Raw genomic sequence first — 16,466 nt, 5'->3', positions numbered from 1 at the left:
CGCCAGTCTAGGGAGGGCCTCCGACGGCGTCAGACGGTCACCGGCACGGCCGAGACCGTGCGGTCGATGGTGAACTGACCGATCACGCGGGTGCCGTCGTAGAGCACCGCCGTCTGTCCGGGGGCGACGCCGTCGAGCGGAAGGTCCGGCGTGACCGTCAGGGCTCCGGCATCCGGATCCCAGTCGGCGTCCGCCGGTACCGGGTCGGCGTGCGCGCGGATCTGCACGGAGCAGGAGAATCGGCGCTCGCTCGGCGCGCGACCCGCCCACGACCACCGGGCGCCGGAGATCTCGGCGATCGCGAGGGCCTCCTTCGGGCCCACGACGACCGTGTTCGACACCGGTCGCACCTCGAGCACGAAGCGGGGCTTGCCGTCGGGCGCGGGCACGCCGAGGGCGAGGCCGCGGCGCTGACCGACGGTGAAGGCGTGCGCGCCCTCGTGGCTGCCGACGACGGCGCCGGTCCGGTCGACGATGTCACCGGTCGCGGTGCCGACCTTCTCGGCGAGCCAGCCCCGGGTGTCGCCGTCGGGGATGAAGCAGATGTCGTGGCTGTCGGGCTTCTGCGCCACGGTGAGTCCGCGCTCGGCGGCCTCGGCCCGCACGACGGCCTTCGACGGCGTCGAGCCCAGCGGGAAGTACGTGTGGGCCAGCTGCTCGGCCGTGAGCACGCCGAGCACGTACGACTGGTCCTTCGCGGCGTCCGACGCGCGGTGCAGCTCGAGACCCTCGACGGTGTCGACGAGGGCGGCGTAATGACCGGTGCACACCGCGTCGAAGCCCAGCTCGAGCGCTCTCTCGAGGAGGGCGGCGAACTTGATCCTCTCGTTGCAGCGCATGCAGGGGTTAGGCGTGCGGCCGGCCCGGTACTCGGCGACGAAGTCGTCGATCACATCGTCGCGGAACCGCTCGGAGAAGTCCCACACGTAGAACGGGATGCCGAGCAGGTCGGCGGCGCGGCGGGCGTCCATCGCGTCCTCGATGGTGCAGCACCCGCGGCTCCCGGTGCGCAGCGTCCCTCCGGCGCGGGACAGCGCGAGGTGCACGCCGACCACGTCGTGTCCGGCGTCGACGGCGCGAGCCGCCGCCACGGCGGAGTCGACGCCACCGCTCATCGCCGCCAGGATCCGCATGCGCCCAGTCTACGAGCGAGCCGCTGAGCGGGACCCGGATGCCGCACCCCGCGCCCGGCGGTGCGCCTCGGGCAGTGCGGCGAGGAAGAGCTCGACGTCGGCGTCGGTGGAGGTGCGCCCCAGGCTCAGCCGCAGCACCGAGCGGGCCGCCGCGTCGTCGAAACCCATCGCTCGCACGACGTGCGACGGCTCGGGGACACCGGCCTGGCACGCCGAACCCGTCGATACGGCGACACCCGCCTGGTCCATCAGGAACAGCAGGGTGTCGCCGCCGACGCCGGGGAACAGCACGTGCACGTTGCCGGGCAGCCGGTCGACCGGATCGCCCAGCAGCACGGCCTCCGGGACGAGCGAGCGGATGCCTCGCACGAGTCGATCGCGCAGCCCGCTCAGTCGCTGCGCCTCCCCCTCGCGCTCGGTCTCGGCGAGCTCGGCGGCCACGGCGAAGGCGGCGGCCCCCGGGACGTCCTGCGTGCCGGACCGGAGCCCGCGCTGCTGACCGCCGCCGTGCAGCAGCGCCCCCGGCGCCGCGCTGCGCGCGACCACCAGGGCGCCGATCCCGACGGGGGCGCCGATCTTGTGCCCCGACACGCTGAGGGCCACGAGGCCGGCAGGACCCGAGGCATCCGCCCGCCACACCCGGAACCGCACCGGCACGTGACCGAACGCCGCGATCGCGTCGAGGTGGAAGGGGACGCCGGCCGCCGCGGCCGCGGCGGAGAGAGCACCGGCGTCGTTGATCGTGCCGGCCTCGTTGTTGGCGACCAGCCCCGTCGCCAGAGCCGCCTCGGGGCCTGCGCAGGCCTCGCCGAACACCGCCGGGTCGATGCGCCCCACCGCGTCGACCGGGACCTGCACGACGTCGGCGCCCTCGTGCTCGTGCAGCCAGCCGACGGTGTCGAGGGTGGCGTGGTGCTCGGCGTCCGGCAGCACCACCGCGGTGCGCCCGGGCGTCCGCGCCCACCAGAGCCCCTTGAGCGCGAGGTTGACCGCCTCGGTCCCGCCCGAGGTGAACACGACCTCGATCGGCTCGCATCCGAGCACCGCGGCGACGCGCTCGCGCGACTCCTCGAGCAGGCGGCGGGCGGACTGTCCGCCCCCGTGGATCGACGAGGCGTTGCCCACGAGGTCGCTCGCGACCAGCCAGGCCTCCCGCGATTCGGCTCGCAGCGGCGTGGTGGCGGCGTGGTCGAGATAGGCGCGCATGCCCCGCCTCCCCCGTTCGTGGCCTTCCGGTCTCCGGCCGTTACTACTGTAGGACGCATGGTCAGCCCGGACTCCGATCTCGCCGTCGCCGCACGCCCCGACCTGCTGCGGGCGGGACTCGACGATCTCGGCGTGACGCTGCGCGACGGCGTCGGCACCCTGCGCGTGTGGTCGGAGCACGCCGACTCCGTCGAGCTCGTCCTGTTCGACGGCACCGACCTCGATTGGGCGATCGACGAGCTCGCTCTGGCTCCGACGGGAGACGGCGTGTGGGAGGTCTCCACCCCGCAGCTGCGCCCCGGCGCCCGCTACGCGATCCGGGTCGGTGGTCCGCACGCGCCGGGCAACATGTTCAACGACCGCTCCCTGCTGGTCGAGCCGTACTCGCGCGGACTCGTCAAGGGCGGGTTCGACGACTGGCGCTCGGTCGTCGTGGACGGCGGATTCGACTGGGGCGGCGTCCGCAAGCCCGACATCCCGATGGATCGCACCGTGATCTACGAAGGGCATGTGAAGGGCCTGACCAAGAGGCATCCGCTCGTCCCCCCGGCCCTGCACGGCACGTACGCGGGGCTCGCCCACCCGGCGATGATCGAGCATCTGCTCTCGCTCGGCGTGACGGCGGTGCAGCTGCTGCCGATCCACGCGTTCGCCTCCGAACCACGGCTGCTGCAGCTCGGCCTCACCAACTACTGGGGCTACAACACGCTGAACTTCTTCACCCCGCACGCCCCGTACGCCACCGAGGCCAACCGTCGTGAAGGCCCCGAGGCGGTGCTGCGCGAGGTCAAGGGGATGGTGAAGCTCCTGCACGAGGCGGGGCTTGAGGTCCTCATGGACGTCGTCTACAACCACACCGCAGAAGAGTCGATCGGCGGTCCGCGTACGAGCCTGCGCGGCATCGACAACCGCTCGTACTACCGCCAGCAGGACGACGGCGCGTACATCGACGTGACGGGCTGCGGCAACTCGCTGAACACGTCGACGGATGCCTCCGCCCGCCTGGTGCTCGACTCGCTGCGGTACTGGGCGAACGAGGTGCAGATCGACGGTTTCCGCTTCGACCTGGCCGTGACGCTGGGCCGCGACGCCTCGCACACGTTCACGCCGGAGCATCCGCTGCTGCGGACGATCCTCGACGACCCCGCTCTGGCCGGGGTGAAGAAGATCGCCGAGCCGTGGGATGTGGGGATGGGCGGCTGGCAGACCGGCAACTTCGGCGACGGCTGGAGCGAGTGGAACGACCGCTACCGCGACCGGGTGCGCAACTTCTGGCTGAGCGACATCGACTACGCCCGTCGGGCGTCCGGCCCTCCCGTGGGCATCGGCGGCTTCGCGACGCGCCTGGCCGGGTCGTCGAACACCTTCAGCGCCGAGCGCGGTCCGCTCGCCAGCGTCAACTTCGTCACCGCGCACGACGGATTCACGCTGCGCGACCTGGTCAGCTACGACGTCAAGCACAACATCGGCAACGGCGAGCACAACCGCGACGGCGCCGACACGAACCGCTCGTTCAACCACGGCGGCGAGGGCCCGACGAACGATCCGGCGATCCTCGCGACACGTCGCAAGGCGATGCGCAATCTCCTCGGCACCCTGCTGCTGTCCTCCGGCGTCCCGATGATCACCGCCGGCGACGAGTTCGCCCGCTCGCAGCGCGGCAACAACAACGCCTACTGCCACGATTCGGCGCTCACGTGGCTGACCTGGGACCACGCGCCGTGGCAGGAGGAGCTCGCCGCGCACGTGCGCACCCTCACCCGGCTGCGGCGCGAGAACCCCGCCTTGCGCCCGCAGCGCTTCGCCTCCGCCGGGGAGCGGATCGTGGGCGCCTCGGAGATGGAATGGTACGACGCGAGCGGGCAGACCATGGCGGGCGAGGCGTGGACCAGCCCCGCGCACCGCACGCTGCAGTACGTCGCGGCCTCCACACTCGCCGAGGGCGCGCCCAATCGCATCCTGCTCATCGTCCACGGCACCGAGCAGCCCACCGAGGTGACACTGCCCGAGATCGACGGGGTCGAGCGGTACGCGTCCGTGTGGTGCAGCGCGGAGGAGACACCCGAGGACGACCGCTCCGTCTACGCTCCCGGTGACGTCGTGGCCGTGGCGGGCACGTCGATGCACCTGTTCGTCGTCGCCTAGCACGGCTCCGGCCCGCATCCAAGACCCCCGCCCGCTCTGTGCCGGTCGGCACCCGGCGCGGTAGGTTCGAGACGTGGTCACGACGACGAGCACGACCCCGGCAACCTCCTGGCGCAGCGGTTCCTCGATCCCGGTGAGACCGGCGACGGACACCCGCACCGATCCGTCCACGACGACCGGGCGCATCCCCACCGCGCTGCCGTTCCCGTCGGTGCCCGGCGGGCTGTTCCGGCCCTCCGCGTACGTCGGCGAGCTGGTCCCCTTCCGGATCACCGCGTTCCGCGAAGGGCATGATCGCATCGGGGTGCACGTTCGGTTGACCTCCCCGAGCGGTGAGGAGTCTCTGCACCGGCTCTCGGCACTGGGCGACGGGTTCGATCGCTGGGCGACCGTCGTGGCCCCTCTGGAGCAGGGCGTGTGGTCGTTCCGCTTCGAGACGTTCGCCGATGACTTCGCGACATGGGAGCACGCCGCCGAGGTGAAGATCGCCGCGGGCGTGGATGCCGCGCTGATGCGCGAGATCGGCGCGCGCCTGTTCGACGGCGCTCAGTCGGACAAGACGCGACCCCTCGCCGAGCGTCGCGCGCTGAAGGCCGCCGCCGTATCGCTCCGCGACGCGGGCGTCGACGACGAGGCGGCTCTGCGGATCGTCCGCGACCCCGCCATCGCGTCCTTCTTCGCCGCACGTCCCGTCGCCTCGCTGGGCACGGTGGGCGCCGCGTACGAGCTCCTGGTCGAGCGCGAGCGCGCCGGGGTCGGCGCGTGGTACGAGTTCTTCCCGCGCTCCGAGGGTGCGAAGGTGCGCAAGGACGGCACCGTCAAGAGCGGCACGTTCCGCAGTGCCGCCAAGCGCCTTCCCGGTGTCGCGGGGATGGGCTTCGACGTGCTCTACCTGCCGCCGATCCACCCGATCGGGCGACGCAACCGCAAGGGCCCGAACAACACCCTCGACGCGGGCCCGGGCGACCCGGGATCGCCGTGGGCGATCGGCGCTGCCGAGGGCGGACACGACACCGTGCACCCCGACCTGGGCACGCTCGCCGATTTCCGCTCCTTCGTGCGGGCCGCACGTGCCGAGGGCATCGAGGTCGCCCTCGACCTCGCGCTGCAGGCCGCGCCCGATCACCCCTGGGTCACCGAGCACCCGGAATGGTTCACGACCCTCCCCGACGGCACGATCGCGTACGCCGAGAACCCGCCGAAGAAGTATCAGGACATCTATCCGATCAACTTCGACAACGACCCGGTGGGCATCCGCGCCGAGGTGCTGCGCGTGGTGCGCCACTGGATCGCGCAGGGCGTGCGCATCTTCCGCGTCGACAACCCGCACACGAAGCCGCTGCAGTTCTGGGAGTGGCTGATCGCGACGATCAGCGCGCAGGATCCCGACGTGGTGTTCCTCGCGGAGGCGTTCACCCGGCCGGCACCCCTGCAGGGTCTCGCGATGGCGGGGTACCAGCAGAGCTACACGTACTTCACGTGGCGGAACACGAAGGAGCAGCTGGCGGAGTTCCTCAGCGGCCTGGCCACCGAGACCGCGGACTTCCTGCGGCCGAACCTGTTCGTCAACACCCCCGACATCCTCACCGAGTACCTGCAGTTCGGCGGGCGCCCCGCCTACAAGATCCGCGCCGCGATCGCGGCGACCGGAGCGCCGACCTACGGGGTGTACGCAGGGTACGAGCTCTACGAGAACGTCGCACGGCCGGGCTCCGAGGAGAACATCGACAACGAGAAGTACGAGTACAAGTTCCGCGACTGGGAGGGTGCCGAGGAGCGCGGCGACTCCCTCGCCCCCTACCTGCGGCGGCTCAACGAGATCCGTCGTGCGCATCCGGCACTGCGGCAGCTGCGCAACCTCACGGTGCACTGGAGCGACGACGACGCGATCCTCGTGTTCGTGAAGCACCTCGACGCGGCGCTGTCCCCCGACGGACGCGCCGACACCCTCATCATCGTCGCCAACGTCGACCCGCACTCGGTGCGCGAGACGACCGTCCACCTCGACACCCGCGTATGGGGGGTCGCGCCGGGAGAGCCGTACCTCGTCGAGGATCTCGTCACCGGGGCGCACTGGACGTGGAGCGACCACAACTTCGTGCGGCTGGACGCGTTCACCGAGCCCGTCCACATCCTGCACGTGAAGGAGCCCTCATGAGCATCGATCCGCACCTCCTGGACGCCGTGGCATCCGGCTCCCACCACGACCCGCACGCGGTGCTGGGCATCCATCCGGAAGCGGATGCCTCCGGCACCGCCTCCTGGACGGTGCGGGTGCGACGCCCGCTCGCCGACACGGTCACCGCGGTCTTCACCGACGGCGGACGCGTCGCTCTCGAGCACGTGCAGGGCGGGATCTGGGAGGGCACGCGCTCCGGCGCGAACGCGCGCTACGAGGTCGTCACCACCTACCCGGACGGCCCCGACTTCACCGCCGACGACCCGTACCGGCACACGCCGTCGATCGGCGAGCTCGACCTGCACCTCATCGGCGAGGGGCGGCACGAGGAGCTATGGAACGTGCTGGGCGCGCACGTGCGCACGCAGGACGGGTCGGCGGGCACCGCGTTCACGGTGTGGGCCCCCGATGCGCGCGCCGTGCGCGTCGTCGGGGACTTCAACGGATGGGACGGCACCGGCCACTCGATGCGCTCGATGGGCGGCACCGGCGTGTGGGAGCTGTTCGTCCCCGGCATCGGCGTCGGCACGACCTACAAGTACGAGCTGCTCACCCGCCGCGGCGACTGGATCGTCAAGGCCGACCCCATGGCGCGCTTCGCCGAGGTGCCGCCGGCGACGGCGTCGGTCGTCGTGGACTCCGACTACACGTGGGCCGACACGGAGTGGATGCGCGCCCGCGCGCGCACCACTCCGCTCGACCAGCCCATGTCGGTGTACGAACTGCATTTCGGATCGTGGCGGCCGGGTCTCACCTACCGCGAGGGCGCCGACGAGATCATCGACTACGTCACGGCGCAGGGGTTCACCCACGTGGAGTTCCTGCCGCTGGCAGAGCATCCGTTCGGCGGCTCCTGGGGCTACCAGGTGACCGGCTACTACGCGCCGACCAGCCGGTTCGGCCACCCCGACGACCTGCGCTACCTGATCGACCGTCTGCACCAGGCGGGCATCGGTGTGATCATGGACTGGGTTCCCGGGCACTTCCCCAAGGACTCCTTCGCCCTGGCCCGGTTCGACGGCGAACCGCTGTACGAGCACCCCGATCCGCGCCGCGGCGAGCACAAGGACTGGGGCACGCTGATCTTCGACTACGGCCGCAACGAGGTCCGCAACTTCCTCGTCGCGAACGCGCTGTACTGGTTCGAGGAGTTCCACGTCGACGGTCTCCGGGTCGACGCCGTCGCGTCGATGCTCTACCTCGACTACTCCCGCGAAGAGGGCCAATGGGCGCCGAACCAGTACGGCGGGCGCGAGAACCTCGAGGCGATCCGCTTCCTCCAGGAGGTGAACGCCACCGCCTACAAGCGCTACCCGGGCATCTCCATCGTCGCCGAGGAATCCACCAGCTTCCCCGGTGTCACCGCGCCCACCGATCACGCCGGACTCGGCTTCGGGTTCAAGTGGAACATGGGCTGGATGAACGACTCGCTCCAGTACATCGGCCGCGACCCGATGTATCGCTCCCACCACGAGGGCGAGCTCTCGTTCTCGTTCGTGTACGCGTTCAGCGAGAACTACATCCTGCCGATCAGCCACGACGAGGTCGTCCACGGCAAGGGCAGCCTGTTCTCGCGCATGCCCGGAGACCACTGGCAGAAGCTCGCGAACATGCGCGCGTTCCTCGCGTACATGTGGGGACACCCGGGCAAGCAGCTCCTGTTCATGGGCCAGGAGTTCGGCCAGATGTCCGAGTGGTCCGAGGGTCGCGGGCTGGACTGGTGGATGCTCGACCAGCCGGCGCACGCGCAGCTGCAGTCCTTCGTCGGGGTGCTCAACCGCACCTACCGCGCGCAGTCGGCCCTGTGGTCGCGCGACAGCGACGGGGCGGCGTTCTCGCGTCTGGGCGGGCCCACGTGGAACCCGAACGTCATCGCGTTCTCACGGCGGGACTGGCACGGCAACACGGTCGTCGTGGTGTGCAACTTCTCCGGCGTGCCGATCCACGGCTACGAGCTCGACCTGCCGGAGGAGGGCGCCTGGGCGGAGATCCTCAACTCCGATGCCGGCGAGTACGGCGGATCCGGCGTCGGGAACCTCGGCGTCGTCCACACGCACGACGGAACGACGCGGGCGAGCATGATCCTGCCGCCGCTGGGCGTTCTGTGGCTGCAGCACCGTTCGGCACCGCACCTGCCGTCCCCCACGCGAGGCTGACGGAAGCGGCGCGGCGGGGGCGCACGGCGCAACGCGCCGTGCGCGTCGTCGCCGGTCAGAAGAGCAGCGAGGCCAGTCTGCCGCGCGCGGTCAGCACCCGCGGGTCGGCATCGCCGACGAGGCCGAAGAGCTCGAGCAGTCGCTCGCGCACCGGTCTGCGCTCGTCGGCGGGTGTGATCGAGAACAGGTCGAGCAGGCGACTGAACGCGTCGTCGACGTGACCGCCCGACAGGTCGAGGTCGGCGGCGGCGAACTGCGCCTCCCGGTCTCGCGGCGCCGCAGCGGCCGCGTCGCGGACGGCCTGGAGGTCGAGGCCCTGCACCCGGTCGAGCAGACGCACCTGCCCGAGCCCGGCGCGGGCGTCGGCATCGCGCGGGTTCTCGGCGAGGGCCTTCTCGTACGCCGTGATCGCCCGGGCGTAGTCGCCCGACTCGATGGCGTCGAACGCCTCGGCGTGCAGCGGGGGAAGGGCCGGTTCGGCGGGAGCCTCGTCCGAGGCATCCGCGCTCTCCTCCGACCCTGCGTCGACCGTGCCGGTCACCCCGTTCTGAGCGGCCAGCTGCAGCAGCTGGGCGAAGACATCCCGCACCTGCTGCTCGGGCACCGCCCCGGTGAACATGGGTACGGGCTGGCCGGCGACGAGCGCGACCACCATCGGGATCGACTGGGCCCGGAACGCCTGCGCCAGCTGGGGATTCGCATCGACGTCGACCTTCGCCAGGACGACGCGGCCGCCGAGCTCGGTCACGACCTTCTCGAGGATCGGGCTGAGCTGCTTGCAGGGCCCGCACCACTCCGCCCACAGGTCCACGACCACCGGCACGGTGCGTGAGAGTTCGAGCACCTGGGGGAACGACGCGTCGGTGACGTCGATCACGAGCGAGGGGACGGATGCCGCCCCCGCCCCGTCGGCCGCGGGGACGCCGTCCTGCCCGGAGGCGCCGACGGCGGGCGGCTGCGGACGGTTGCGGAGCGAGGACAGATCGACGGCGCCGCGCAGCACGGCACCGGGGGTGGGATCGGTCACGGATTCACTTTCGAGTCGAGGATGCTGGAGGAGGTGCCCAGGAGCCGGATCTTCTCGCTGGAGCTCTGACCGGGAACGTAGAAGAACAGCTGGTCGCCGTAGGTGGTGGTGACACCCGTCGCCGATTCATCGGCACCCACCAGCGCGCGCACGACGAGGTTGCCGCCCAGCTTGATGACGGCGTCGGCGGTCGTCGGCTTGATGGTCTCGAGCTCGCTGACGTTCACCGCGACGATCGCGCCGCTCTCGAGCGTGGCGAGCGCGACCGGAGCGGTCGCCCCGGCGGCGGCGGAGAAGGTCATGCTGCCGGTGGTCGCGGCCGTCTGGTTGAACTCGTCCAGGCGCTTCTGCCGATCGGCGACCACGCTGGGGAAGTAGGCGTCGCTCTCCATGTCGAACTCGCCGTAGTACTTGCTCGCCGTGCCGTTCGTGATGATGTCGGCGTACGCGGTCGCGACGTCGACGGGCTTGAGGCGCAGGAAGTCCGACTCGGGAGGAACCTGCGTGGCACCGACGTACTCCGCGGCGACGTCGGGGAGCTTCGCCGAGGCCTCGAGGTCGGCGGAGTACGAGAGCTTGTAGGCGGACCAGGGGTCCTTCTGCGACATGGTCATGATCGGCACGGCGCCGCTGCCGCCGTCGACGACGACGAGCACGGATCGCGGCCACGCGTCGAAGGCCTGCGGGAGCACGATCTGCAGCGGCTGCGACGCGATCGCAGCCGGCATCTTCGCGCCCTCGACCGCCGCAGCGGCCAGCTTGTACGCCGTCGTGCGGGCGGCCAGCATGGCGCCGTCGAGGCGGGTCGAGGCGAGAGCCTGATCGTGTGCCTGATCGGCCTGCGCGACGGTGTCGGCGATCCGCGTCAGGATGCGCTGCGCCTGGGTCCTCGAGACCGCCGGCGACTGCTGTCCGTCGGGCACGATCACCGAGGCGGACGGAGAGGGGGTGGGACTGCCGGCGAGGTTCGGCCACGCATCCGCCGAGCACCCCGCCAGGACGAGCCCCGCCACGGCGATCATCGGAACGGCGACGAGGGCGCGGCGGCCGCCCGACAGGGAACGGCGCGTCGGGCCGGCGCTGATCACGCCCTTGGCCTCCCCCTCCACCGCGAGATCGATCGGCTCGGTGACGGGCAGCGGAAGGCCCTTGCGACGCGGACCGCGCGAGCGGCGCACGTGCCGGATGCCGAGGATGTACAGCAGCACGCCGGCGGCCATGAGCACGCCGCCGCCCACGATGAGCGGGCCCGCCCACGGCGTGGCGTTGCCGATGGGCCAGGAGACCGACACGTCGGTCGGTGCCGGTGCGGTGCCGTCGGAGGCGACGAGCACGCTCATGCCCACCGGCAGCTGGAGCGGGGCGACGAGTTCGCCGTCCTGCTGGAACTCGTCGAGCCACAGGTCTGAGCCCACCGGATTGCGCGACACGGTCGTCGTGGAGCCGGCGGCGGGTGCGCTCGCGGCGGGCGTCGCCGTCGCGGTGGGGGTCGGAGCGGGGGTCGCGCCCGGCGCGGCAGTGGCTCCGTCCGACGCGGAGACGGCTGTCGTGACGAGCGCTCCATCGGAGCCGAGCGACACGGCGTCGTACTCCGAGCCGGCCAGCCAGGCTTTCAGATCAGCAGTGCGACCGTAGGAGGCGAACACCGATCCGGTCCCCTGCACACGCAGCGATTGCGCACCGGGCAGCTTGTTGAGCACGGCACCGTCGATGAGCACGAACGCAGCGCCCTCGTCGACGGCGACCGCGGCGGTCTCGGTCTTCGGCCCCTGGAAGACCGTGCGCTGTGCGATGCCCGCGCCGATCATCAGAGCGGCGAGCACGAAGGCAGCGACGGCCCACACGAATCGCACGAATCACACCTTCCCAGGGTCTGCCGCGCAGCGCGCAGACCGTCTTGTCGACGTTTCAGACTAGCGAAGATGACCTGAAAGTCCCCAGGGAGGGTGCAATGCCGTGTCGTGACCGGCCGGGTGCGTATCCTGACGGAGCGGCCTCCGGGCTGCGGTATCCGGTCAGGCAGGAGTCTTCGTGAAGTTCCAGAATCCGTTCCGTGTCGCGCTCGTCGCGACACTCGGCGTCGGCGTCGGCATCCTGCTCATCAACAGCGTGCAGACGCTCTCGACGATCCTCCTGTACGTCGGCACGGCGCTGTTCCTGTCACTCGGCCTCGATCCGGTCATCTCCTGGCTCGAGCGTCGCAGACTCCCCCGCTGGGCCGCGGTGCTCATCACGATCCTCGCGGTGCTGGCGGTGTTCGCCGGCATCGTGCTGATGGTCGTGCCCATCATCGTCAGTCAGATCGCCCAGCTGGTCACGCAGATCGAGGCGGTCGCGCAGAGCTACGCGTCGTGGGAGGACTTCGTCCGGGCGATCCAGGGGTGGGCGCAGACCACGTTCCCCGGCATCAACTTCGACATCGTGGCCGGCTACGTGACCGACTGGGTCAAGACGCTCGACGTCGGCGGAATCTCCGGTGCGATCGGGCAGGGACTCCTCGGGTTCGGAGGATCGATCGTGACCGGCGTGGGCGGCGCGTTCATCGTGCTGATCCTCACGATCTACTTCACGGCATCGACCCCCTCGCTCAAGTCGGCCGTCTATCAGCTGGTGCCGGCATCCAAGCGCCCGCGCTTCATCGACCTCGCCGAGCAGATCACCGACTCGGTCGGCTACTACGTCATGGGACAGGCGAGCCTGGGCGTGATCAACGGAGTGCTGAGCGGGATCTTCCTGACGGTCATCGGCGCCCCCTTCCCCGCCGTGCTCGCCGTCATCGCCTTCTTCTTCTCCCTGATCCCCCTCGTGGGCACGCTCACCGGCTCGGCGATCATCGTGCTCACGAGTCTCATCCCGGGTCTGGCGGCCAATCCGAACGCCTGGTGGATCGCCGGGATCTACTACCTCGTCTACATGCAGATCGAGGCGTACGTGATCTCCCCGCGCATCATGAACCGCGCCGTGTCCGTCCCCGGGGCCGTCGTCGTGATCGCGGCGCTCGCCGGCGGCGCGCTGGGACAGCTGCTCGGCGCACTGGTCGCCATCCCCGTCGCGGCGAGCGTGCTGATCATCTACCGCCAGGTGATCATCCCCCGCCAGAACGAGCGGTAGCCCTCAGCCGAGCGGCCCCTCCCACACGGTGGGCAGCGGCAGGGCCGCCGGGTTGACGGCGCCGACGATCTCGGTGAGCACGCGCCGGGTCTGCGACTCCCCCACCCACAGGTGCTTGCCGCCCTCGACAGGCACCAGCACCGCGTCCGGCACCGACGCGAACCGTGCGGTCGCGGCATCCGGTCTCAGATAGTCGTCGAACTCCGGGATCAGGGCGATCAGCCGCCGACGGTCTCCGGACCACGCGGCGACCTCCTCGGCGCTCGCGCGGTGCAGCGGCGGCGATAGCAGGATCGCCCCCTCGATGCGGTGGTCGCGCCCGTACTTGAGGGCGAGCTCGGTGCCGAAGGACCAGCCGAGCAACCAGGGTCGCGGGAGCCCCCGCTCGCGGACGAACTCCATCGCCGCCGCGAGGTCGAACGCCTCGGCGCGCCCGCCGTCGAAGGCGCCCTCGCTCGTCCCGCGCGGTGAGGTCGTGCCGCGCGTGTTGAACCGCAGGACGGCGAGATCCGCGAGCGCGGGCAATCGCGCGGCGGCCTTGCGCAGGATGTGCGAGTCCATGAAGCCGCCCGCCGTGGGCAGCGGGTGCAGGGTGACGAGCGTCGCGACCGGCGGCGCCTGTTCCGGCAGTGCCAGCTCGCCGACGAGCCGCAGCCCGTCGAGGGTCTGCAGGTCGACGTCCTCCCGGCGGGCCGGCAGCAGAACGGGTCCTCGGATCTCCATGTCAGCTGATCCTCCAGCAGTGCGTGTGCCAGTGTCGTCGCGCGGCGAGATCGGCACCGTCACCGAGCACGCCGTCGGCGCGCCACGTCACGAGGTGGGCGACACCGGGCTCGATGGTGCGTCCGCATCCCGGGCAGGTGTAGGGCTTCAGGGCCTGCGCCGCCGACACCGGTTGCACCGTCCACTCCCCACCTCGACGCGACTCGCTGCGCTTCCAGCCCGCGATGAGACGCGACAGGGAGTCGTCGTCCGACGGCTCGGGGCGTCGGCGATGCGAGCGCGGCATGAGCGGGGGTTACCACCAGTGGTTGGACGACCAGAAGTTATAGGCCGCGGCCCAGCTCCCGTAGCGCCCGACGGCGTAGCCGTTCCCCCAGCGGAGGTTGTCGACGGGGTCGTAGCCGTTCCCCGGGACCTTGCTGCACGGCAGCGCCTGCACCAGTCCGCACGCGCCCGAGGATTTGTTGGTCGCGTTCGGGTTCCATCCGCTCTCGCGGCTGACGATGTAGTCGACGTAGCCCCAGTCGCCCTCGGCGATCCCGGCCGCCGCCATCCACTCCGCGGGCGAGCCGCCGCCGGTGTACAGCGGGCGGGTCGGCGCTGCGGCGGCGCTCGAGCTCGAGCCGCTCGTGGCGGACGGCGTCGGAGTGGGTGTCGGCTTGGGCTTGACGTACACGGCGTAGCTGCCGCGTCCGAGGTCGCGCGCGGCCGCGGCATCCGCTTCGGCCGCCGCCCTGCCGGCGGCGTAGCCCGCTGCGAAGGACTGGCTGTCGTCCATCGAACTCGCGTAGAGGGTCACGGCGGCGGGCTCCAGCGCGCTCGCACCCATGAGCGAGCCGCTGAGGGGGCCCACGTAGGCGGCGGCGAAACCGAGCACCGCGACGGTGGCGAACACGCCCATCACACGCCGGCGGCGCGACCACCGCGGCGCCGGCGCCGCTGCGGCGCGGCGCGGCGGCTCGGGCGCGACGGTCTGCTCTCGGGCGGCCAGGGCCCGATAGGACCGCCGTGCGGACGCGGGTGTCATCTCGTTTCCGGAAGTCACAGTGGTCCCGATTCTAACCCGAGCATCCCCGACGTGCCACGCGTCGTCTCCCGCGCGTCAGCGCACCGCGAGCATGACCTCGACGACCGCATCCAGCAGCGCGTCGACCTGCACCTCGCGGTAGCCGCCGCGCTGCATACGGAACGCCACCGCCCGCACCTGGTCGACAGAGACGGATTCCCCCGTCTCGAGGTAGCGCGAGATCTTGTCCGTGACCAGATCGACCTCGTCGACGCGGTAGCCGTAGCGCATCGACCCGACGCGCTCGAAGCGATGGCGCGGGGCCCGGGTGAGGCGGTCGAGGATCTCCTGTCCCGCCTCGCGCGTCTGCCCGACCCAGGAGCGCACGCCGCCGGTGGACACGGCGCGACCGCGCTCCTGCGCCGCGAACGCGTCCTCGATGCGCGCGAGGGCGGCATCGACCGGCGCGATCGCGTACCCGTGCCGACTGAGCGGAAAGGCGACGCCACGGACATCGCGGGAGGACAGCGCCTCGGGGTCGGTGCCGCGTGACTCGAACGAGAGACGCGCGAGCTCGAGGAAATGGTCGACGGCGCGCTTGTCGTAGCCCTTCGTGCGTCGCGGCGCCTCGGGGAAGGGCACCGCGGGAGCAGAAGCCGTCGGGGTTCCGGGGGTCTGGGGCGTCTCGGGGGTCTCCGGGACGAGGTCGTGGATCGTCATATCACCGCCAGGGGGTAGAGCAGGTAGTACAGGGCGAGCGCCGCCGCCGCGGAGGGGAGGATGGAGTCGAGTCGGTCGAGAACGCCGCCGTGTCCCGGAAGCCAGGAGCTCATGTCCTTGATGCCGAGATCGCGCTTCACCATCGACTCGCCCAGGTCGCCGACGGTCGCGGTGACGAGGATCAGCACACCGATCACCAGGCCCGCCCACCACGGCAGCCCGAGCATGAAGAGGGCCAGGAGCACGCCGGCGAGAACGGCGGCGAGCATCGCGCCGGCGAAGCCCTCCCACGTCTTCTTCGGACTGATCTTCGGCGCCATCGGGTGACGGCCGAGCAGCAGACCCGTCGCGTACGCGCCGGTGTCCGAAGCCACGACGACGATGATGAACGCGAGCACCCACCACTCGCCGTGCGGCTGACGCAGCAGCAGCACCGCGAGGCTCGCGAAGAACGGCACGTACAGCTGCACGAATCCCGCGATGAGCACGTCGCTGAGCACATCGGCGTAGGTGCGGGCGTCCTTCGCGATCATCTGCGCCATCATGCGCCAGACGATCACGAACGCGACGGCGAAGAACAGGGCCACCCAGTGCAGCCACTCCTCCTGGAGCAGCCCCGCGAGCACCAGCAGCGTGCCGGCGGTCAGCTGCGGCACCACGTCGACGCGGCGTCCGGCGCCCTGCAGGGCGCGACCGAGCTCGAAGATGCCGAGGATCGCGGCGCCGAGGGCGAACAGCACGAAGATCCATTTGAGGAAGATGAGCGAGCCGACGAGCACCGCACCCAGCCCGAGCGCGATGAGGATCGCCACGAGCAGATCGCGTCCGGTGCGCTCCTTGATGCGCTCGTTGGCCTGATCGAACTCCGCACGCGCATGCGCGACCTGCGACTCGAACTCGCTCCGCGCCGCGCGGATCTGCGTATGGAACGCGGGCGGCAGCTCACCGGCCTCGACCGCACGGCGGGCGTCGGCGGCCTCGCGACGGGTCAGCGCGACGCCGGTATCGACGGGGGTGTCGTCACCCGGCTGGGACCCGGACGCGTCGGTCATGGACAGCT

General features: G+C 71.1%; 13 protein-coding genes. 4 read left to right on the top strand and 9 right to left on the bottom strand.

What is annotated here, in order from left to right; all coding sequences use genetic code 11:
• Nucleotides 1–29 precede the first annotated feature (29 nt).
• Together mnmA and ACSJDX_RS11305 are read right to left on the bottom strand one after the other, a co-directional pair.
• The gene (gene mnmA, locus ACSJDX_RS11310; RefSeq protein WP_438352777.1) at nt 30–1,133 is read right to left on the bottom strand and encodes a tRNA 2-thiouridine(34) synthase MnmA; all 1,104 of its coding nucleotides are present in this window, start codon (nt 1,131–1,133) and stop codon (nt 30–32) included.
• A gap of 9 nt (nt 1,134–1,142) precedes the next feature.
• Nucleotides 1,143–2,339, bottom strand: a complete 1,197-nt coding sequence (locus tag ACSJDX_RS11305) for a cysteine desulfurase family protein (protein WP_438352776.1) — start codon at nt 2,337–2,339, stop codon at nt 1,143–1,145.
• Between the two features lie 57 nt (nt 2,340–2,396).
• Between ACSJDX_RS11305 and glgX the strand changes: the two genes are divergently transcribed.
• From glgX to glgB, 3 genes are all read left to right on the top strand, one after another.
• Nucleotides 2,397–4,484 carry a glycogen debranching protein GlgX gene (gene glgX / locus ACSJDX_RS11300; RefSeq protein WP_438352775.1) on the top strand — a complete coding sequence of 696 codons (2,088 nt, stop codon included), beginning with the start codon at nt 2,397–2,399 and terminating at the stop codon, nt 4,482–4,484.
• Between the two features lie 73 nt (nt 4,485–4,557).
• Nucleotides 4,558–6,642, top strand: a complete 2,085-nt coding sequence (locus ACSJDX_RS11295; protein WP_438352774.1) for a maltotransferase domain-containing protein — start codon at nt 4,558–4,560, stop codon at nt 6,640–6,642.
• Nucleotides 6,639–8,819: a 1,4-alpha-glucan branching protein GlgB gene (glgB, locus tag ACSJDX_RS11290; protein ID WP_438352773.1), complete on the top strand. Its 2,181-nt coding sequence runs from the start codon at nt 6,639–6,641 to the stop codon at nt 8,817–8,819. The genes ACSJDX_RS11295 and glgB overlap by 4 nt, the downstream gene beginning before the upstream one ends.
• Nucleotides 8,820–8,874: 55 nt before the next feature.
• Here the strand turns inward: glgB and ACSJDX_RS11285 are convergent, their stop codons facing one another.
• Complete coding sequence (locus ACSJDX_RS11285) at nt 8,875–9,846, bottom strand: tetratricopeptide repeat protein (protein ID WP_438352772.1); 972 nt, start codon at nt 9,844–9,846, stop codon at nt 8,875–8,877.
• On the bottom strand, nt 9,843–11,699 hold the full coding sequence (locus ACSJDX_RS11280; protein ID WP_438352771.1) for a glycosyl transferase: 1,857 nt from the start codon (nt 11,697–11,699) through the stop codon (nt 9,843–9,845). Before ACSJDX_RS11280 ends, ACSJDX_RS11285 begins: the two co-directional genes overlap by 4 nt.
• Nucleotides 11,700–11,877: 178 nt before the next feature.
• On the opposite strand from ACSJDX_RS11280, the gene ACSJDX_RS11275 reads away from it, so the two are divergent.
• Nucleotides 11,878–12,957 carry an AI-2E family transporter gene (locus tag ACSJDX_RS11275; RefSeq protein ID WP_438352770.1) on the top strand — a complete coding sequence of 360 codons (1,080 nt, stop codon included), beginning with the start codon at nt 11,878–11,880 and terminating at the stop codon, nt 12,955–12,957.
• Nucleotides 12,958–12,960: 3 nt separating this feature from the next.
• On the opposite strand, the gene ACSJDX_RS11270 is transcribed toward ACSJDX_RS11275, so the two are convergent.
• The 5 genes from ACSJDX_RS11270 to ACSJDX_RS11250 are packed head-to-tail and all read right to left on the bottom strand — an operon-like array spanning nt 12,961 to nt 16,458.
• Nucleotides 12,961–13,680, bottom strand: coding sequence for an alpha/beta hydrolase (locus tag ACSJDX_RS11270; RefSeq protein WP_438352769.1), 720 nt, complete (start codon nt 13,678–13,680; stop codon nt 12,961–12,963).
• 1 nt (nt 13,681) lies between these two features.
• Entirely contained in the window at nt 13,682–13,966 is a 285-nt protein-coding gene (locus ACSJDX_RS11265; RefSeq protein ID WP_438352768.1) for a hypothetical protein, read from the bottom strand.
• Nucleotides 13,967–13,975: 9 nt separating this feature from the next.
• Complete coding sequence (locus ACSJDX_RS11260) at nt 13,976–14,725, bottom strand: transglycosylase SLT domain-containing protein (protein ID WP_438352767.1); 750 nt, start codon at nt 14,723–14,725, stop codon at nt 13,976–13,978.
• Nucleotides 14,726–14,782: 57 nt separating this feature from the next.
• Complete coding sequence (locus ACSJDX_RS11255; RefSeq protein ID WP_438352766.1) at nt 14,783–15,406, bottom strand: DivIVA domain-containing protein; 624 nt, start codon at nt 15,404–15,406, stop codon at nt 14,783–14,785.
• A complete protein-coding gene (locus tag ACSJDX_RS11250) occupies nt 15,403–16,458 on the bottom strand; it encodes a phosphatidate cytidylyltransferase (protein ID WP_438352765.1) in 1,056 nt (351 codons plus the stop codon). The genes ACSJDX_RS11255 and ACSJDX_RS11250 overlap by 4 nt, the downstream gene beginning before the upstream one ends.
• Nucleotides 16,459–16,466: the final 8 nt, after the last annotated feature.

It is taken from the genome of Microbacterium fluminis, from assembly GCF_051549805.1.
Lineage (GTDB): Bacteria > Actinomycetota > Actinomycetes > Actinomycetales > Microbacteriaceae > Microbacterium.
The sequence above is the reverse complement of the archived record's forward strand: the minus strand, read 5'-3'. Positions and strand labels throughout refer to the sequence as shown.